We start from the raw sequence: 18,157 nt of genomic DNA on the forward strand, positions 1-18,157 counted from the left end.
ACGAGCGCCGCAAACGTCATCAAACCGTTGATGTCCCGCACTCGGCCTTCGGTAGAGATCCGGAGGGCAGCGCCGGTCGAACCTCCCGTAACGGGATCGTCGTCCGGACGGTGAAACTACCCACTGACATCCGGCGTCCGGTGGCGGTCCCCTGCTGAACGGTGCGGGGAGGCAGCCCGTTGCACTTACTGGTCGAGCCGTCGAGCGAAGTGATGGGCGGTGATGTCCATCCGTTCGCGTAGGTAGAAGCGATGCGCCTCGAAGCGTTGCACGCCGGAGTCGAGCTCGATCGCGCTGCACCCCAGTTCCCGGCCTCGCTCCGCTAGGGCGGCTAGGAGTGCCGCGCCGTGACCGTGGGATCGCTCGGCGGCGGCGGTGGAGAGGTCATCGACGTAGAGCTTCCTGATGGCGCTCGTGTTGACGACTACTCGCCAGCCGGCGACAGCCACGCAGCGATCGTCTTGCAGTAGGGCGGTGAAGCGGAGACCTTGGGGCGCGCCTTCTCGCAGTACCAGCTCGAGCAGTTCGTCAGTGAGATGGGGGCGCAGCTCGCGGAGGACGAGAAGAGCGGCCGCCCACCGCGCGTCGCCGGGCTCTAGATCAATGATCACGGCGAGGAGACTAGCGCTCGCATCGTCCCGTACGGGAACGGGTTAGAGGGCGTCCCGTAAGGGGATCGCCCACCGGGACCCCCACGACCTCTTTGGCTGCCCTCTGACGCAGCGGCTCCACGGTGGAGAGCGAGTTCGGGCGGGGTCAGCTCCGGGGTCCTCGGTCGCTCCTGTGACCGGTCGAGCCGCTTAGGCCATCGCGCGTGCGAGTGCCCCGCCGGGAGGTCATCGCGTAGCGACGGCGAGGTTCAGTTTCTCACCGACGCGCAGAATCTCGTCTGAAGGGAAGCGGAACGGGTTGAGGTAGAACAGGTCATCGGCCGTCATGCCGAATCGTGCCGCGACGTCCTCTGCGAGGTCATTGCGGGCGACCGTGTACGACGTCGGCGTTCCGTCCGTCGATGTCGTCTCGCCACGCGCTGCTGCACGTGGGCCGGCGTCCTTGGCTACGAGATCGCTGCGTTGAGGCTTCACGCTCCATTGGACGTCAGCGACAGCAATGATCTTCATCGAGCAGTCGGAATCGTTCTGCGGTTTGGTGGTGATGACGAGCTGATCGATCGCTGTTGGATCGCCGCGGAACTCTGCGAGGTTCCGCCACGCCTTGTAGGGCTTCCCTGACTCCCCATCCGCGAGACGCATCGGGAAGTCGACGTCGAAACAGGTGGTCGTCGCATCGACCGGACTCAGCGCCGCCATGACCGCGACGAAACCTGAGGAAGATGTGGTCGCGGCGGGAATCTCTAGCTCGTCTGATGCCAGAGCCAGCCGGCCGTCAGCCGCACTCAAACGGATGGTGCCGGCCGTCCCATTGCTGCCCGTGAACGTTGCCACGCCAAGGTCACCGGTCAGTGCGGCGTCGGAGCTGCTGTCTGTGGACACCGGAGGCGGAGCCGGCGGTTCAGGCTGTGGCGTGCATCCCGTGACGACGATCAGGCATGCTGCGATCGCGACCGTTTTTCGCGCCTTCGAGAATGTCCCCACCAGCTCAGGGTAAGCGACGTCCCCGCTCTTCCCTTGGTCGTGCGGTTGGGGCGACCGGATGGAGTGCTCGCGATTTCCTCCGCAGAGGTCAGCTAGGGGCTACAGCAGCTTGCTAGTGTCCGGGCCTATGGATGAGCCCCGAAAGCGCGGACGCCCTTTCGTCATCGCGGGAACGACGATCGCGGCTGCAGCCGCCCTCTGTGCTCTCGTGCACTACGCCGGTCTGGCCGTATTCAGGACCGAGGGGGACGTGCCGGCGGCTTCGGCCGTCGACCTTCCAGACGGGAGCGAGCTCGTCAGTGAGACTGTCGAGTGCGCCTCCGGTGGGTGCTGGCGGCTGCTCTCGGTGCGCCCGCCCGACGCGATGACTCCCGAGCAGCTGTCGAGCGAGCTCGGAACGACGCCGCAAGCGCGCATCGCAGGAACACTCTGGGACCCGCGCACCATCACGGTGAGTTCCGCTATCGACGGACCCCTCCTCGAGGTCCGGGCCGATTACTGGTCACAGGAGTACGCGCCCTAGGCGCGCGAGTGACGCGTTCTCGAGTCGACAGCATTGGCGCCCCCCGACTGTTTCGCTGGGGGATCGCTTACCAGATGTCCTGCTCCTCACGCTGCGTCAGGGGCGACGGTGGCGGAGATCCGCCGCGTCCGTTCGATGATCAGGATGTCGGTGACTCGGATGCCGAGTGCGGTGAAGAAGCCAGCCACCGCATTCCAGTAGAGAGTCCAGAGGATGAGGCCGCCAACTTCGTTCTGGTCGTCCCGGGGTGGAGCCCAGTCGGCGTTCGCGGCGTGGACCTGCCAGATCACAGCGAGGGCGATGCACAGCAGGCACGCTCCGAGGCCGAAGGCGAAAAGGATCTTGCTCCCGGAGTTCGTGCAGCCGAATCTCCACAGCACGTTCCTGAGGACGATGAGCCACACGGGGATCGCTCCGAGCGAGAACGTCCATTGCTCCCACGTCACGAGAATGCCCCCGGCTCGCAGCGAGCCGGATCGTCGGCAGGTGCCGTCGTCACTCTTCGGAGAGCGGGGGAGTGGTCGCGATCATTTCAGGAGAAGGTGTCTCGTAACCGCCGATGATGAGCGTGCTGGTGTCGGTCCAGCTCGGCTCGGAGTAGGCAACCGGCTCGGGGTTTCCCGCGGCAGGCTTCTCGCTGGTGATCCCGGTAGCCACCGCACCCACAGCAAGGAAGCCGGCGACGATCCCTGCGACCGTCACGGTAAACACGGTGTTGCGAAGCGTCTGCATCGTGCTGCCCCTCGAGTAGGTCGAATGGTGGGGAGCGTACCAGCGCAGGTGCTCGCGACGCCATGCTACTGGTCCCGTATGGGGATCGTTCACCGGTCCATGGCTCCCTCTAGGTTGTTGCCGCGATGCCGTCTAGTGTCGCGTCATGAGCGAGCGGGCGAAGCGCACGGTTCGATGGGGTTGGGTCAACGTGGCGTTGTTCGCCGTCGCGGCGATGTTCCTGCTGCTAATCACCGTCCAGACGGGTACCTGCACCGATTACGTCGACGGGACTGGAGTGTGCACAATCACTCCGCCGCCGGACCGCCAATGGCTGGTGCTGGTGATCGGTGGCGGGGTTCTCGCTTTCGCGCTCTTCAAGGCGTTTCGTCGGCGCTGACACGCGGCTGGCTCATCTGATCGGGCTGCTCGAGTGTCCAGACAGCGGTCGCCGATCCCGTCCCGTAAGAGGATCGTTCAGCGGGCGGCTGAGGGGGCGGGAACTGTTTTTGGCCGCGCCGTGCAACGCTGCCGAGAGCAGGGCGACACCGGCGGCCCCGCCGGTCTGTCGCGTGCGGCGTCAGCGAAGCCCACACTTCTCGACCGCACCACAACAGTAGAACCACCAGCGCACAGCCTGGCCGTCAGCCAAGATGGCCATCGTTGTGCAGCTAAGCCAGTGTCTGAAATGAAGCGCGCGATATGTGTGACAGGGTTACTCGAAAGCGGCCGGATCGACTGGCGGTCGCCGTCTGACGCTCCAGGCGTATTGCTCGGGTTCAACTCGCTGGCCAGCACTGTAGAGCGCACCGTATGGCCCACCAATTTTCAACGCTGTGACGTGTCCCAGTTTTTTGCGTGCATCCTCTAAAACATCCTCAGAGACACCTGCGGAGAATGGGTATGAGAGGGTGTCCTCCCGAGGCGGCCAGATAAGTAGTAGCGCTTCCTCCTTCGCCCAATTCGCGACGAAGGATTTGAAGGACTTTGGGTCACTATCAATTGTCGTAATCATAAAAAATGAAGTCACGCGTGTAATCGTGTGCAGATAGGTACCATCTGGACGCGCCGCGTCAATAAGGTTGATCCCTCTGGGTCGAGGCTTGGTTGGGTCGCGTCGCGCTATCTGTACTGAGCAGTTGGGTGGGATGTGCCCACCGTTATGAATCATTCTTTGCGCCAGTTGTCTTATACGGTGATACTTCCTCTCCTTCGGAGATCCCTCTTGTTCAACAACCCATAGTCGTTGCAACAAATCAGTCTTTACTCGCCAGCGTGCGACAAGTCTTTGATCGGCAGGCGAAAGTTCAGAGCGAGTGCGTTGAATCATGCCCTTCAGGATGGGTGCCGCGGTGTCCTCGAAGAGGCGCGCGGACCTGCTATTGCAGGGAGCGCACAGCCCAAGGTAGGTGCGTGGTGGCTGGTCACCGGGGAGGGCTGACGCCTGCGCCATTGCGGCGCGGTACCAGACCGGTACTACGTCCTCTTTCGTCAGTTCGCCGTACGCGAGGCAGATCGCGCACGAGCCCACCTTGGGGATCTTCATCGAATTTTGATTTCATTCATGAGGATCATCCTTTAACGGATCGGGGTCGATGGTGCGTTCACGGGACACAGCTTTAGAACGGCGCGCAAACCGGTCGCCCTGCTGCCTGGGGTTGGATCGCCGGAGATGGGTCCGGTGGAGATGGCCTGAGATCGGCAAATTGGACGGTGAGGGCGGCCGAAGCTTCACCTGGCGCGGTCGTTGGCAAACGTGTACCAAACCGCGTACGGTTTGCTGCTTGTTGTGTTGTCCGCCGAACGGTCCTATGTGACTCCCTTAGTCCAGATCCTCGCAGTGCGCCATCGGTGTCGCGCTTCCCGGGTCGGGCCGTATTTCAGCCTAGGGGGCTACAACCGAGCTGACGGGAGGTGGTGGTGCGGGTTGGGACCCGGAAGTGGGTGCGCGTAGAGCGAGGATCGTAGCGGCCAGAGCAGATGCTATTTGTGCTACGCGTACTGCCGATGTGGCTGCGTCGGTGATGTCGGGGTCAATTTCACCCGTAGCGATGAGGTAGGCAAAAAGGTAAGCGATTGCTGAAATTGCGAGCGAGACCAGGGCGGAGAACCAAGCTCCGTCAGGCTCCCGCGAAAGACCGACGATAAGCACGGGAACAGCCCCTATGTATAGGGCGATCGAATCGGGTGCTATCGAGTTATGCGTACTCCATGCCGTGATCGACGTCACGGCGAGTGCGGTAATCACGCAGGTCGAAATGAAGAAAAAAACTTTTCGCCGTGCCGACGCGTTTTTCCAGACCCATTGCGTTGGGGATGACGGCCGTGGGTTCGGGGTTCCGGTCGGAGGGATGCTGGTGCTCACCTCGCGAGTATGTCGCAAACTGAATTGAAGATCCGTCCCCCTTTTGGGCTCTTGTCGCGAGCGTCGTAGGACGACCATGCCACCTTCCGCCCACATTCCCCGTTCTCGCTCGACTCGATGCGCCCTTGACCAGATCGCCCCAGTAAGCCATCCGCGTGCCGATCGGGCGTCATCGGAGCCGGACACTCCTGCGACGACGCTCGGGGTGAGGAGTCGGTCGCGCTGAGCTGAAGGGTTGCGGTGTGCGCGCCGTCTTCGTCGTACCAGACGAACATTTTCGCTCTTGATGAGCTCGGTGAGGCCGAGAGGTGCGATTCGTTGGTTCTGGACGTAGGCGGCTTGCGAATGGGCATAGATCAACGACAGGTGAAACACCCACTCCTCGAGCGGAAGCTCCCCAAGATGGTGGAAGCCGGTCCGGTCGAGGGCGCCCGTCAGGTTCGAGTATGCGGCGGCTAGCGAGAGAGCGGTGGAGTCGAGCGCTGAGGACCTGGAACGGAGGAGGAGACCCGTCGACCGCGGCCACATGAAGTTCGGTCGGAGGCGTCATTTGCGCCCAGACAGCGAGAGTTCGTGAAGGAGACTCACGCGGTCGGGCGCGTAGAACCCTCGCAAAGGCGAAGTCGGCCGTCCCGTATGGGGATCGCTCGGTGCGACACATTCGGCCGGTCGGGACGACGAGCCGCTCAGCCTCACCCGGCCAGACCTAGGGTGGGCAGATGAGTCATCGCTCGGTTGCACTCACGCTCCTGCTGGCCGTGGTGGGCACCATGACCGCGTGCGCGCCGGAGCCCGTTGATCGCGCGCAGCTCACTCAGTGGCGCTCGGACCGTCAGGCTGACATTGACGCGGGCAGTCCCTTCCTCGCTGTGCTGTCATCCGATTCGAGTGCTGGACAGGAAGGGGATCGGCTGGAGGCCGTCTTCGACCAACCAGAGCTGCCCAGCGCCATCACCTTCGAATGCTTCGGGGACGGCACGGTCGAACTGCAGCTCGACTCCGATTCCAAGACCGGCACGGTGACGACGGGTAAGACCACTGTCCAAACCGTCGATTGCGGCGACGGACCGCTCGACATCGACCCGGCATTCCTCGGCACCGATCCGATCGACCTCGTCGGCGTGGCTACAACTGACGCCGATCGCGATACGGCTTGGTTCCTGACCGTGCGTGGGGCGCAGAGCACGTCCTGACGGCTCACCGCTCATGTCGGCTCCCGCGGGGCAATCTGGTTCGGCCCTCAAGGGGATCGTTCACCGGTACACGCAGACGCGACACCGAGCGCCGCGAAAACCCGCGGCGCTGAGTGTCCCGTTAGACCCGTCCGATGATTTGTTCGGTAGGGGGGCGTCAAACGGGATACTGGTCAGATGGCTGAGCTGATCGGATACGCCCGGGTCTCGACGGACAAGCAGGACGCGCAGGCGCAGCGTGACGCGCTGCGCGCTGTGGGGGTGCCGGCGGATCGGATCTACGTCGACGCCGGCCTCACAGGGTCCAACCGTGAGCGGCCCGCGCTGCGCGAGGCCCTGGCCGCGTGCGACACCGGCTCGACCCTGTTCGTGACGAAGCTCGACCGGCTCGCGCGGTCGATTACGGATGCGCGCGACATCGTGGACGAGCTGACCCGCAGGGGAGTGCGGTTGAACATCGGCGGGTCGCTGCACGACCCGACTGACCCGATGGGCCGGCTGCTGTTCAACGTGCTTGCGATGATCGCGGAGTTCGAGGGCGACCTGATCCGGTCGCGCACGCGCGAGGGGATGCAGATCGCGAAGGCGAAGGGGCGCCTGCGCGGCCGCCAGCCGAAGCTCTCCCCGAAGATCGAGGCACACCTTGTGGCGGAGTACCGCTCGGGCAACTACACCGTGGCCGAGCTCTCGGAGCAGTTCGGGGTGACGCGCTCAACGGTCTACCGCGCGGTCGAGCGCTCGAACATGACAGAGTTGCGCGCCGTCGACGTCACCCTTCCGCTCCCCGAGGGAGAGCGGAAAGACTGAGTGCCCAAATGGTCACTTGATGCGGCGTGTCGGATCGCGTTAATCACAGCCACAGCCCTACGTTAAACGCATGGCTTCGACGCGGCGTCCCCGAGGAACGATGGTGGATCCCACCAACGTCGCCTGGACCGTCGAGCGCCAGGCTCGCGACGACTTCAATGTCATGGCGCTGCGCGCGAACGTGTCGGCTGCGGTGTTCTTCGAGCGCCTGGTCGAGCACGTTCAGAGCGAGCTGACCGACGAAGGAATTCCGTCCTGGTGGCCTGCACAGCCGACTCTCCTCGAGGAGGAGCTGCCCATCGACACCCGTTAACGCATTAGGCCCGCCGCTCTCGCGACGGGCCTAGAAGCCTTGGCTTCCCACCTCGCACAGTTTGGCGACTCAGAGGTGTGAAGCAGTCCCACCCAAGAACCGGTATCCAGCCGGGCCTTCGGTGTACCCACCCGGAACGTACCCGGAAGGAATGCCCACATCGTAACAGCGGAGTCCGTCTCCGTGCACACCCGACCCACCCTTTTTTCAGGGGAGGAGTCGGTCGATTGTGCACCTGAGACGCCACAGGCAGCCGCGTCGCGGCCGAACAGTTCTCGAGCGAGCTCATGGAGCCCCGAGCCGGCGCCAGGCGCGTACGGTCCGCTTCCGGCGTGGACGTCCGGAGCGCACTGGTTCGACGCGCTGATGGACGCGCTGGGGACGTCGCCGGGGGAGGAGCTGCGCCGCGCTGCACGTGTCGCTCCGGACACGCTGCTGCGCGTCGCTCGCGCCGACTGGCTGGCGGCCGACGTCGACACCGGGCGCGGTGTGACGACGGCACACGAGACGGTCGCGGCCGCGCTGGGCATGTGCGGCAAGACGGTGCAGCGGGCCCGTGCGCTGATGGAGTCGCTGGGCTTCGCCGCGACGGTTCTCGACGGCCGCTACCTGACCCGCGCTGAGCGGAACGCGGCGCACGCGGCGCACGGCGGCCGACAGCTCCGCATGGCCTCCACGAGGGCGCTGATCATGCCGCGTCCCACGCCGGCGACCTTGCCTGCACCGACGTCACGGACGGGCGAATCTTTCGGTTCTGTGGAGAATGTCCAGCTACCCCGTAGGCGCCCACTTACATCTACAGCCCCAGTTAAAAGACACTCACCAACGCGCGGTGAACCGCGCTCAGGAGCCGCTTCGCGGCAGCCGAGGCGACGGAGTGATGCAAAACGCAGCTCGACCGGTCGGCCGGCGGTTCCCAGATCGATCGAGTTGCAGCGCTTCGCTGCTGCGCTGGCTCATCGCATCCCGTGGCTCGCCCGTGGAGTGCACATCGGGCACGTCGTCGGGATGCTCGACCGCACAGGTATCGACGTCTCCGAGTGGAGCGTCGAAGGGCTGATGTTCGCCATGAACGCCTGGCTGTCTCGCGACGGTCGCCGTGTCCCGGAGACGTTCACGAGCCGCAACGCGCTCGGGTTCTACGGGTGGGTCATCCGCCGGGTCATCACCGAGCACTCGCAGCTCGACACCGCGCGCCGGGTCGCTGCTGCGCAGCGCGACGCCGACCGTGCTCGGGCCGCTGCGGAGCGAGCGGCCGAGGCCGCCCGACTTGCGAGCATCGACCAAGACGAGGTGGACCGGATCATCGCGAAGATGAAGGCCGATCAGCGCGAGTTCGAGCGTGCAGCTCGGGACCGCGAGATGGCCCGCAAGCGCGCCGCCGCCGAGGTCCGCGAGGAGCTGGCCGCGCGCGCTGCGGAGTTGCGCTCTCGGGGCTGAGCACGCACCGAGGCCATCCATCCGATAAGCGGCGCGATGCCGGAGACGGGCGGCCGTCAGGAGTGCCCCGCAGGGGCATCCCGAAGGGACGCGCAGCGCTCTTGACGGTCGATCGGCGCAGGCAAGAGTGAAGCGTCGGATGGACGGCCGGACCGCAGCCGGCGCGCTTGTCGTGGGAACGGAGAAGCCCCCGCGAGCATGAATGCTCTAGCGGGGGCCTCCACAGCGACGAGGGGGGTTGTCGTGCACGATCAAATTACTCGTTCGGCCACGTCGCCAGAGCGTCGTAGTGAACGATCGTCGGCACTCCGTCGACGGTCTGGATCGTCGTGCCGGGCTCTCCGAGTCCGGCCCCGTGTGCGATCGCCGCGAGGACCAATCGAGTGTGCGCCAGGTCGAGGCCGGCGACGTCCTCGCGGAGGTCGACCGGGACTCCCTGGCCGAGAGACGAGGCGATCCGCGCGATGCGCTGCTCGCCTCCACTGAGCGCTCCGATTTCGTAGGCGAGGCGGTCGAAGTCGACGGCGCTCGTCTGCCAGGCGTTGTCGGTCTTGATCCACGGCGCACCGGCGTAGACGAGACGCGACCGGATGAGAAGTTCGACGGCCGCGGCGAGAGGGTTTGAACCCTCCGCCCACGAGCGGACCTGCGCGTGCAAAGCAGCGGAGGCGTGGTTGGTCATGCCACGTTCTCCATCGACTCCGCGCCGTTGTTCTCCGTCAACTCGGCGGCGGGGGCGTCAGCAGTAGTCGACCGTCGAGAGCGGGTGACGCGCGCTCGCGGCTGGTCAGGCCGCGGCACTCCTGCTGCGCGGAGTTCCTTCTCTGACCATCCCGACGCCAGCGCCTCAGCCCAGGCCTTTGCGTGACGGTTCTGCGCGTCAGCGAGAGCGGTCCGAGCAGCGTCCGTGTCGTTCGCGGCGGTAACGATCGTTCGGACGGCATCGACGCGCTTTTCGACAGTCGATTCGAGGAGGCGGCGCGCAGCGTCAGCCGCGTCCTCTGGGTTTCTGGTGTTGTCGCTCATGCCGTCAGGGTACATGCCCAAATGGGCATCTGAAAGGCGCGATTACGTCTCCGTTTCGGAGGCCCAGTTCTACCGCCGCGGAGTGCCGCTCGCGGTCCGGCTTCGTGCTCCTTCGCTACGCTCGGGCACGGCCGGTTTGTGGAGCAAGCTGTCGACTTACCGCCGGTAACTCGCTTGCCGACCTGGCGCTGCGCGCCGGCCGGGGGCATACTGGTCGTATGGTCCCCGCCGATTTGGCGGGTTCGCTGCGCTGGGCCGAAGGACAGGAAGGACACGCCGATGAGCGAAGATCGCGGTCGTGCGTTGTTCAGCCGTAAGCGGCGAGCGAACGTCGAGGGAGACGAGAAGCGGGACAAGCCGTATCGCGTCTACGTCACCGACGAGGAGCGGGTGCAGCTTGAGGCTCGGGCGGTCGTCCAGAGCGTCACGGTTCCCCGGCTGCTCTTCGAGTCCGCGATGAACGCCCAGGTGCGGACCGACACGGAGTGGAAGCAGGCTGTCGCCGAGCTGTTCTCCGTGAACTCTCGCCTCGAGAACCTGACGAACAACGTCAACCAGCTCGCCAAGTTCGCGAACACCGAGGGCCGATTCCCTGACGAGGCTGCGGCGATCTACCGCGAGTTCCAGAAGCTCGCTCCCGAGATTCGCGACGCCGTTCGTCGGGTGGCCGGCCTGTGATTCCGAACGTCACCTACGGCGGCCGCATGGACGGCCTGATGACCTACCTTGCGGGCGAGGGGCGCTCGAACGAGCACACCGAACAGCACCTCATCGCCGGCAACGGCGCGATCATGGCGATGCACGGAGAGAGCGTCCTCGACCACGCCGCCGCGCTCGCTGTCGCGCGCGATCTGAACCTCCCCAAGGAGGCATTCGGCGTCACCGTGCAGCGCGCGGAGAAGGTCACCGACCCGACCACCGGTGAGCTGATGATCGACTCCCGTACCGGGAAGCCGGTCACCGAGAAGGTCGACGCCGACGTGTGGCACTGCTCCCTCTCGCTGAAAGCCGAGGAGGGGCAGTTGAGCGACGAGAAGTGGGGCCAGATCGCCACCGAGTTCGTGCGCCGAATGGGGTTCGCTGGCGAGGACATCGGCAAGGCCGACTGTCGGTGGGTCGCCGTGCGGCATGGTCTCTCGAAGAACGGCAACGATCACATCCACATCGCCGTCTCCCGAGTGCGCGAGGACGGCACGAAGGCGTACATCCCCTACGACAAGCGCCTCGCCCAGAAGGTCAGCCGTGAGCTGGAACGCGACTTCGACCTACAGCCTTTGCACGCTCCGGAGCGCGAGCTTGGTGAGCGCGGAGTCGTCCCCGGCGAGCGTGAAGCTGCACGCCGACGAGGCGCCGTCGAGGTCGACGCACACCGACTCGAACGCGCCGTCCGCTCAGCCGCGACCAGTTCCGCGGACGAGGGTGAGTTCGTGCGTCGAATGCGCCAGGCCGGGGTGCTCATCCGCCCCCGCTACGCCGCCGGTCGAGACGACGTTGTCGCCGGCTACTCCGTCGCGCTGCGCCCCGACAAGGGAGCGCCGGTCGTCTGGCACGGCGGTGGGCGCCTCGCTCGCGACCTGACCCTTCCGGAGTTGCGGAAGGGCTGGCCGGACGAGCCACAGACTGCCCAGGCAGCCGTGGACGAGTGGCGCGCCACCGCGAAAAACCCGTGGCGGTACGAGCCGGTGAAGCCTGGCCGCGAGGAGGCCGAGCTGTCGAGTGACTTGTACTCAACCTACGCCGAGGACATGACCCGGCTCCACGACTACCTGAGCACCGTCGACCCGTCCGATCGGGCGACGTGGGCTCACGCTGCACGAGAAGCATCCGGGGCGTACGCAGCGTGGTCGCGGCGCCTCGAGCCGACTCCCGGACCGCTGGCCGAAGCGTCGCGCCAGCTCGCCCGATCCGCGCACCTGCGCGCGCACGAGTCGACGCCGCGGCCGACCGCGATGCCGTCGATGGCCGGCACGACGATGCTGATCCTCGCGACAGCCGGGAAGCGCAACAAGGCCGCCGAGGAGGCGATGTTGCTGCGCCAGATCGTGCGCACCACGCGGGCGATTATGGACGCCCACAAGGCCGCTGGCGACGCGCGACGCACCCAGGAGCTCGCGGGGACGATCCGGAACCAGTTGAAGGCGGTTCACGAGGGCTACAACGCGCAGATCCAGAAAAACGCCTGGGATGCTCTGCCCGAGGACACCCGTCGCGCACGCGAGACAGTGCAGGCGAGTTTCGCGACCGGGAGCCCGGTGCCGACGAAGCTCACCAAGGCTGCGCCGGACGCCACATCTATCGCTGCCCCGCAGCGCGGCGCTGAGCCGCGCGAGCGCGACGGACGCGACCGCTAGACCTACACGAGTGAAGGGGAGGCATCACTATGGCTGACGACGACGGAGGCGTGGAGGAGTCCATCAACTCGTCCGCACGGATCGCGCTCACAATCGCGGTCCAGCTGGGCGAGAAGCTGGCTCGCGCGTACCAGGAGGCGATGCGTGAGGCTCAGCAGCGCAGCGCGATCGAGGCGCGCGAGCTCGCAGCCCGCTACGAGGCTGAGCGGGCGTCTGCACGGCAGGCCGTGACAGTCGTCAACGATCCCCAGTGGTGGGATCAGGCGACCGTGCATGACGTCGCCCGCGTCGCTGAGACGGCCGCGGCGTGGAAGGACGCGGACCCGCAGATCGCGTCCGCCAGCGCCCTGATCGCGTCCGAGGCGAAGGAGCGCTACGGCGTCGACGTCGCCACGCTGCAGGGCATCGCCCGCGACACCCCGACCGAGCTGGACCTCGCGAAGCAGTGGGCCACTACCGCCGCACCCGAGGGGTACCACCGGCACGACGAGGACCGTCTCACCATGCCTGTCGGAGACGCCCGAGAGCCCAATCTTTCGGCCGAGCGTGCTCTCATCGAGGACTACCGCGCAGCGGTCGCAGGCGACATTCCCGCGATGCACGTAAGCCTTGCGGAGGAGTGGAAGCGCGCCAACGATCCGGTCGGCTACCAGGACTACCGCGTCGAGACGGCCGTCGCCTTCGATGACGACGGACGGGTGCAGCCCGCAGACCCGGCCGTTGCCGAAGCCGCCCGCGCCGCTCTCGTGCAGGAGTGGCGCACGGACCAGACCGGCGGCTCTGCCGTCGACGCAGCGGATGCCGAGCGGGCACAGTCGCAGCGCGACGTCACCGAAGCTCAGGTGATGGTCACGGAGGCCGACCGCCTCGACCGCGCCAACGACGCATCCCAGAACACGTCCGTCGAGATCCCCGTCGACGGCGAGCGTCGCGCCGATGAGCTCGAGCAGCAAGCTGCTCAGTACGACCGAGACGCGGAGGCCGGCGGGACACCCACGCAGAGCCCTGAGGAGCTGCGTAGCCTCGCTGAGGACGCTCGTGCCCAGGTCGCGCTCTACCGAGACGACAGCGGCCAGCAGAGTGCCCCCGACGCTCCCGCACCCGCTCAGGAGGGGCGTGCGGCCGCGGCACGCTCCGAAGGAGAGCTTGCGTACGACAGTGCCGAGCGGCGAGCACACACCGCAGCATCGATGCAGGCTCAGAACGTTCCCGAGGAGCAGGTCAACGCGCGGATGACCGTCGACGCCTCCTTCGCCACTCCTGCGCGCGGCGCGGAGGCCACGAAGCGCACTCGCGTCCCCTCGACGCGAGGCGCGCGTGGCCAGGGTGCTCAGATCGAGCGGTCCGAACCAGGTCGCTGACGCTGGAACAGAGAAGGGCCCGCGACACCGGTTGGTGTCGCGGGCCCTTCTCTGTCCGTCGTCCTCAGCCCTGTGCGTCCTCGGGAAACATCCCGGTCGGAGGGGCTGTGTAGGGAAGCATGTCGCCCGGCCGGTTCTCGTCTGTCGACGTCGCGAACGGGCCGCTGGGCGAGAGCAGCACTCGCATGTGCGGGTCGAGGTGATTGATCCAGTAGGCGCTCAGGGAGCCGGCGCTGGTGCGGATCTCTTCCCACATCCGCCAGAGGGCTTCGATGCGGGTCAGCGCCTCGACGCTGCTCCACCACTCAGCCGCCCACCGATCGCCGGCGGCCTGGCCCTTGGCCGTCACCCGGCGTCGATAGGAGGGCCGGAGGAACTTCCTGACCCACTCGTCGGCAGATCCGAAGTACGTCGCAGGCACCTCCTCCTCGTCCACCTCCTCCTCGACGGGGTGCAGCGTGACGGGATCCGTGTCGACGTCGAACAGATCCTCGTCGCTCATCGCTCGCCCCGGAGAGTCGCGTTCTGCTCCGCGTCGACGTCCGCCGCAGGCTGATCCTCGAGCGGAGGCATCACCGTCACGACAGGCGAGACGGGTGCAGCGTTCGCCGGTCCGCTGCTGGCGTCGTGGGCGGCGATGGAGGCGTTGATCGCGGCGACCTGCTCCTTCGGCCCGTTGTACCAGGGCACCGTGTCGACCAGCGCCGCGCGGGCTCCGGAGGAGAGCATGATCGCCCGTCCGCGGCCCATGCTGGTGAGGTCCGCGACTTCGAGGATCTTCTCTCGCCGCAGCGCCGAGGTGGTGGAGCGCACACCTTTGTTGTAGCTGGCGGAGGTGGTCTCCTTGTCGTAGGTGCCGATCAGCTCGGAGAGGGTGCGCAGGAACTCGTCTTCCGCGACTCCGCCGGCGTACAGCTTCACGTTCGCGGCGGACCAGAGCTTGAGCATGCCCTCCTTGCCGAACACGCCGACGCCCTGGGACCAGGACTGGAACACGGCCATGATCGGGATCCCGCGCGATCCGTAGTGGGAATACAGGTCGGGGAGGTCCTTCCACCGGCAGACGTTCGCGGCCTCATCGAGAACGGCGACGAGCGGCGTCGCGAGGCGCCCGCCGCGGGATCGCGCGGCGTGCTCCTCCGCGGCCTCGATCGTCGCGGCGGTCAGGGCGGTGACGAGCGGGCCGGCGGTGCCGGCGCCCTCCTTGGACAGCGAGTACAGCGTCTGGGTCGACGTGACGAACGTCTCCGGGACGAACTGCGGACGGGTGTCGTTCGGGCGGGCGTTCACCCAGTCGGCGGTCGCGGCGCTCTTCAAGCACACCGCCATGCCCTGCGCGGTCGAGTAGATCCCGTCGCGGGCCTTGTCGGCGGTGTTCATGATGCCGCGGACAGCTCGCGCGTTGGTCGGGTAGCCGTTGTCGTGCAGGAGCTCGACGGGGGTTTCGTCCTCGACGGAGGTCAGCCAGAGCAGCACGTCGCTGATCGGCCGGTTGCCTGCCGCGGCCGCGAGCAGCAGGTCGGACAGCAGCTCTTGGCCCTTGCCGTCGAAGTAGGCGTCGGTCTTCGCGTTCATCGCCCGGGTGCCGGAGGCGAAGTGCGTCGCGAGCTTCGCGGCCTTGGTGTCGTCGGTGACGTAAGAGAGGGGGTTCCACCACCATGTCGCGTCCTCGAACGCGACGCGCTGGGGGTCGAAGACCCACACGTGACCCTTGGCGGCGCGGACGTCGCGGGTCGCGTCGAGCACGTCGCGCTTGTTCGACGTCGTGACCACGGCGCCGGGCGCAGCCATGATCGCGGGAATGACGAGGGAGGTCGACTTGCCCACGCGGGGGCCGGCGATCAGCAGCATCATGTCCTCGAACGAGGCGTAGAGCATCTGCTTCCCCAGGTGCAGCCGGCCCACCGGGACGCCGGGGTTCTCAGCGACGCCGAGGCGGGCGGACTTCTTCAACGCCTCCTTGCGCATCATCGGCGCCAGGTCGCGCGGGGTCGCCATGTAGCGGGCGGCGTGGTCGACGCTTGAGCGGTTCTTCCGTCCGAGCGAGCGCATCCACACGAGCCAGAGGCCCACGAGGACGATGACGGCGACGGCGGCCGCGGCGATCATCGTTGCGGACGTCGACCACACCACTTGGCCGCGGAACAGGCCCGAGATGATTTCAAACGGGTCCGAGGGCAGGCCCTCGTTCACGCCGTCGAGCTTGGAACCGACCGCGACGGCCACCCAGACGATGCCGATCGCAGCGATCGCCGCGAGGGCTGCGCCGAGCATCAGGGCGTCGTTATTGGCCTTGCCAGGCTCGCGGCGGCGGTTGTTGGCGGTGGCGCTCATGCGGACTCCTCCGTGTAGATCGGGCCGGCCCACCGCGGGGTGCAGTCGTTGGCGGGTGCTTGGTGCGAGGTCCCCCAGGAGAGGACCGCGAGGCCCCGCTCCGCGAAGGAGACGGGGAGGTCGGTCGTGTGGAAGCCGTGCTCCCCCGGGGCGGACCGCTGGCAGGTCCAGCGGTAGCCCTCGAAGGCGAGCGTCGACGGGCAGCTCACGCGATCACCCGGTCCCACTGGTCCCAGGCGACGAAGCTCGCCATGAGCCCGACGCCGGTCCAGCAGAGGGTGAGCAGGAACCGATCGCGGTCTGCCGTCCGCTGACGGGCTCGGATCGCGTTGATGATCGCGGCGCCGGCGGCGCCGGCCGCGACGCAGCTCGCGCCGAGTGCGACGAGGACGCTCACGGCAGGATCTCGACGTTCACGGGATCGGTGGGCAGTGGCTCCGCTGCGCGGCCGGCGCGGGAGGTCGCGTGCCAGAGCTTGTTGGTGTCGTTGACCTCCTTCTCTGCTGCGGTCAGCTCGACGCGCACCGGGATACCGGGACGTCCGCCGACCTTGATCAGGAAGCGGCCGCGGCCGGGAGGCTCGGACTCGTGCCCGGACACGGGGTCCCAGGCGGGCGGGTCCTGCCAGGAGGTGAGCATCCCCTGTTCCGCGATCGACATCGGCACCGCCGAGGTCAGCAGCGGCATCTCAGCACCGGGGAGGCCGCCGCAGATGACCATGCCGGAGCGTTCCACGAAGCCCTTCGCCTTCATCTGATCCTCCGAGGAGGCCAGTGCGAGGAGGTCGGACATGGTGTGGCTGATCATCGCCAGGCCGACGCCGCGCGCACGGTTCAGGCGGGTGAGCGCGTCGACGCGATCGACCATGCCCTTACCCGCGCGCAGCGCCCGCCACAGCTCGTCCAGGATCACGAAGTAGTGCCGCTGCGGTTCGAGCTCCGCGTCCGCGAGGGCGGCCGCGACGTTGACGGTCCCGAAGCCGGCGGACCAGCAGGCGAGGAGGATCGCGGCCTGGAGGTCGCCTTCGGAGTCGTCGATCGAGGACACGTCGTAGACGACGGGCCGGTCCCGGCGCATCGGCGTGGTCGTCTGCTTCGAGAACACCTCGCCCAGGCGTCCACCGGTGGTGAGGCCGATGAGGGAGGCTTCGAGGTTCTCGGTGACGTCCTTGTACTTCTCGATGTTGCCGCGGTCCAACGCGACCTGACGAACTTCGTCCGGCGCCTCCTGGATCACGCGCAGCAGGTCCGCGAGGACCGGCACGCCCTGGTGGTGCTCGTCCAGGTACTTCAGCGCCCGGTCGATGATCGTCTCTTCACGGTCGCTCGGCGGCTGGGAGCGGAGGATCGTCAGCAGCGCTGCGACCATCGTGTGCCGGCGGCCGTGGGCGTCCGCGAGGACCTGGTGCGCGAGGCGCTGCACCTTCGCGGCGTGCTTGCGCAGCCGACCGACCTCCGCGATCATCGCCGCGGTGTCGTCGGAGACGCCGAGCGCGTCGACCTGGTGCGCGAGCTCGTCGGCCCGCTCGAGCGAGCGGTCGGCCTCGTCACGCAGGCGCTGCGCCGCCTCCGACGCCTCACCGGGATCGAGGATGTTCAGGTACCCGCGGCCACGGCCAAGAGGGATCACCTGCCCGTCGAGAGCTTCGATCAGATCCACGTAGTCCGGCTTGAGGTCGCCCAGCACGAGCGGGATCGTGCCGTACCCGGCGAGGCCGGCGGCCATGCGGCGGGTCAGCGAGGACTTCCCCAGGCCGGGCTTGCCGAGCACGAACATCGACGGGTTGCTGATGAGGTTTGCGCGCTGGAACCAGCTGATCGGGTCGCAGCAGACGGAGGCGCCGGTGGAGAGGTTCTTCCCCAGCGGCACCCCGATCATCGGCGTACCCGTCCCGACCGAGAACGGGTACAGCCCGCACACCTGCACGGTCGTCCCGCGGAACTCGTCTGCGGCCGTGACGTTGACGGCTTCACCACCGCCGCGACCGAGCCATCCGCGGATGCTCGGGCGCAGAGGACGGCGCAGCGCCGTCCCCTGGCTCTTCTTCTTCCCGCCGTGCGGGATCTCGATCTTCTTCCCCTCTCGGCGTCGGGTGCGCGGGGTGGTGCGCTCTCTGGTGAGCGTCGGGCGCTGAGCGA

Annotated in this window: 20 protein-coding genes; 9 read left to right on the plus strand and 11 right to left on the minus strand. The window is 67.0% G+C overall.

What is annotated here, in order from left to right; translation table 11 throughout:
* Positions 1–185: 185 nt before the first annotated feature.
* Entirely contained in the window at positions 186–611 is a 426-nt protein-coding gene (locus C5C69_RS14815) for a GNAT family N-acetyltransferase (RefSeq protein ID WP_104234413.1), read from the minus strand.
* Positions 612–836: 225 nt separating this feature from the next.
* Complete coding sequence (locus tag C5C69_RS14820) at positions 837–1,595, minus strand: LysM domain-containing protein (protein WP_146079335.1); 759 nt, start codon at positions 1,593–1,595, stop codon at positions 837–839.
* Between the two features lie 127 nt (positions 1,596–1,722).
* Between C5C69_RS14820 and C5C69_RS14825 the strand changes: the two genes are divergently transcribed.
* The gene (locus tag C5C69_RS14825) at positions 1,723–2,118 is read left to right on the plus strand and encodes a hypothetical protein (protein ID WP_146079336.1); all 396 of its coding nucleotides are present in this window, start codon (positions 1,723–1,725) and stop codon (positions 2,116–2,118) included.
* Between the two features lie 86 nt (positions 2,119–2,204).
* On the opposite strand, the gene C5C69_RS14830 is transcribed toward C5C69_RS14825, so the two are convergent.
* Both C5C69_RS14830 and C5C69_RS14835 read right to left on the minus strand, forming a co-directional pair.
* Positions 2,205–2,522, minus strand: a complete 318-nt coding sequence (locus C5C69_RS14830) for a hypothetical protein (protein WP_146080962.1) — start codon at positions 2,520–2,522, stop codon at positions 2,205–2,207.
* 91 nt (positions 2,523–2,613) lie between these two features.
* On the minus strand, positions 2,614–2,850 hold the full coding sequence (locus C5C69_RS14835; protein WP_104234417.1) for a hypothetical protein: 237 nt from the start codon (positions 2,848–2,850) through the stop codon (positions 2,614–2,616).
* A gap of 145 nt (positions 2,851–2,995) precedes the next feature.
* On the opposite strand from C5C69_RS14835, the gene C5C69_RS14840 reads away from it, so the two are divergent.
* The 5 genes from C5C69_RS14840 (at position 2,996) to C5C69_RS16750 (ending at position 8,947) form a co-directional block, all read left to right on the plus strand.
* Positions 2,996–3,229: a hypothetical protein gene (locus C5C69_RS14840; RefSeq protein WP_133672028.1), complete on the plus strand. Its 234-nt coding sequence runs from the start codon at positions 2,996–2,998 to the stop codon at positions 3,227–3,229.
* Between the two features lie 2,684 nt (positions 3,230–5,913).
* The gene (locus tag C5C69_RS14845) at positions 5,914–6,387 is read left to right on the plus strand and encodes a hypothetical protein (RefSeq protein WP_146079337.1); all 474 of its coding nucleotides are present in this window, start codon (positions 5,914–5,916) and stop codon (positions 6,385–6,387) included.
* A 177-nt stretch (positions 6,388–6,564) separates the two neighbouring features.
* A complete protein-coding gene (locus C5C69_RS14850; RefSeq protein ID WP_104234418.1) occupies positions 6,565–7,194 on the plus strand; it encodes a recombinase family protein in 630 nt (209 codons plus the stop codon).
* 100 nt (positions 7,195–7,294) lie between these two features.
* Positions 7,295–7,507: a hypothetical protein gene (locus C5C69_RS14855; RefSeq protein ID WP_258061513.1), complete on the plus strand. Its 213-nt coding sequence runs from the start codon at positions 7,295–7,297 to the stop codon at positions 7,505–7,507.
* A gap of 366 nt (positions 7,508–7,873) precedes the next feature.
* Positions 7,874–8,947 carry a hypothetical protein gene (locus tag C5C69_RS16750; RefSeq protein WP_146079338.1) on the plus strand — a complete coding sequence of 358 codons (1,074 nt, stop codon included), beginning with the start codon at positions 7,874–7,876 and terminating at the stop codon, positions 8,945–8,947.
* A 256-nt stretch (positions 8,948–9,203) separates the two neighbouring features.
* Here C5C69_RS16750 and C5C69_RS14865 read toward each other — a convergent pair whose 3' ends face one another.
* Entirely contained in the window at positions 9,204–9,629 is a 426-nt protein-coding gene (locus C5C69_RS14865; protein ID WP_104258229.1) for a hypothetical protein, read from the minus strand.
* Positions 9,626–9,973 carry a hypothetical protein gene (locus C5C69_RS16755; protein WP_146079339.1) on the minus strand — a complete coding sequence of 116 codons (348 nt, stop codon included), beginning with the start codon at positions 9,971–9,973 and terminating at the stop codon, positions 9,626–9,628. Before C5C69_RS16755 ends, C5C69_RS14865 begins: the two co-directional genes overlap by 4 nt.
* Before the next feature lie 279 nt (positions 9,974–10,252).
* On the opposite strand from C5C69_RS16755, the gene C5C69_RS14870 reads away from it, so the two are divergent.
* From C5C69_RS14870 to C5C69_RS14880, 3 genes are read left to right on the plus strand one after another with little or no spacing between them, the layout of a single operon-like run.
* Positions 10,253–10,651 carry a plasmid mobilization relaxosome protein MobC gene (locus tag C5C69_RS14870; protein WP_146079340.1) on the plus strand — a complete coding sequence of 133 codons (399 nt, stop codon included), beginning with the start codon at positions 10,253–10,255 and terminating at the stop codon, positions 10,649–10,651.
* On the plus strand, positions 10,648–12,324 hold the full coding sequence (locus C5C69_RS14875) for a relaxase/mobilization nuclease domain-containing protein (protein ID WP_104234423.1): 1,677 nt from the start codon (positions 10,648–10,650) through the stop codon (positions 12,322–12,324). The genes C5C69_RS14870 and C5C69_RS14875 overlap by 4 nt, the downstream gene beginning before the upstream one ends.
* Positions 12,325–12,353: 29 nt before the next feature.
* Positions 12,354–13,685, plus strand: a complete 1,332-nt coding sequence (locus C5C69_RS14880) for a hypothetical protein (RefSeq protein WP_104234424.1) — start codon at positions 12,354–12,356, stop codon at positions 13,683–13,685.
* A gap of 64 nt (positions 13,686–13,749) precedes the next feature.
* Here the strand turns inward: C5C69_RS14880 and C5C69_RS14885 are convergent, their stop codons facing one another.
* Genes C5C69_RS14885 through C5C69_RS17155 form a run of 5 tightly spaced genes read right to left on the minus strand, consistent with a single transcriptional unit; the run spans position 13,750 to position 18,020 of the window.
* A complete protein-coding gene (locus C5C69_RS14885; protein ID WP_104234425.1) occupies positions 13,750–14,187 on the minus strand; it encodes a DUF4913 domain-containing protein in 438 nt (145 codons plus the stop codon).
* Complete coding sequence (locus C5C69_RS14890) at positions 14,184–16,019, minus strand: type IV secretory system conjugative DNA transfer family protein (protein WP_104234426.1); 1,836 nt, start codon at positions 16,017–16,019, stop codon at positions 14,184–14,186. The genes C5C69_RS14885 and C5C69_RS14890 overlap by 4 nt, the downstream gene beginning before the upstream one ends.
* Positions 16,016–16,228 carry a hypothetical protein gene (locus C5C69_RS14895; protein ID WP_104234427.1) on the minus strand — a complete coding sequence of 71 codons (213 nt, stop codon included), beginning with the start codon at positions 16,226–16,228 and terminating at the stop codon, positions 16,016–16,018. Before C5C69_RS14895 ends, C5C69_RS14890 begins: the two co-directional genes overlap by 4 nt.
* A complete protein-coding gene (locus C5C69_RS14900; protein WP_104234428.1) occupies positions 16,225–16,416 on the minus strand; it encodes a hypothetical protein in 192 nt (63 codons plus the stop codon). The genes C5C69_RS14895 and C5C69_RS14900 overlap by 4 nt, the downstream gene beginning before the upstream one ends.
* The gene (locus C5C69_RS17155; RefSeq protein WP_208323109.1) at positions 16,413–18,020 is read right to left on the minus strand and encodes an ATP/GTP-binding protein; all 1,608 of its coding nucleotides are present in this window, start codon (positions 18,018–18,020) and stop codon (positions 16,413–16,415) included. Before C5C69_RS17155 ends, C5C69_RS14900 begins: the two co-directional genes overlap by 4 nt.
* Between the last annotated feature and the right edge of the window lie 137 nt (positions 18,021–18,157).

This window comes from Rathayibacter sp. AY1C7 (genome assembly GCF_002931865.1).
Taxonomy (GTDB): Bacteria; Actinomycetota; Actinomycetes; order Actinomycetales; family Microbacteriaceae; genus Rathayibacter.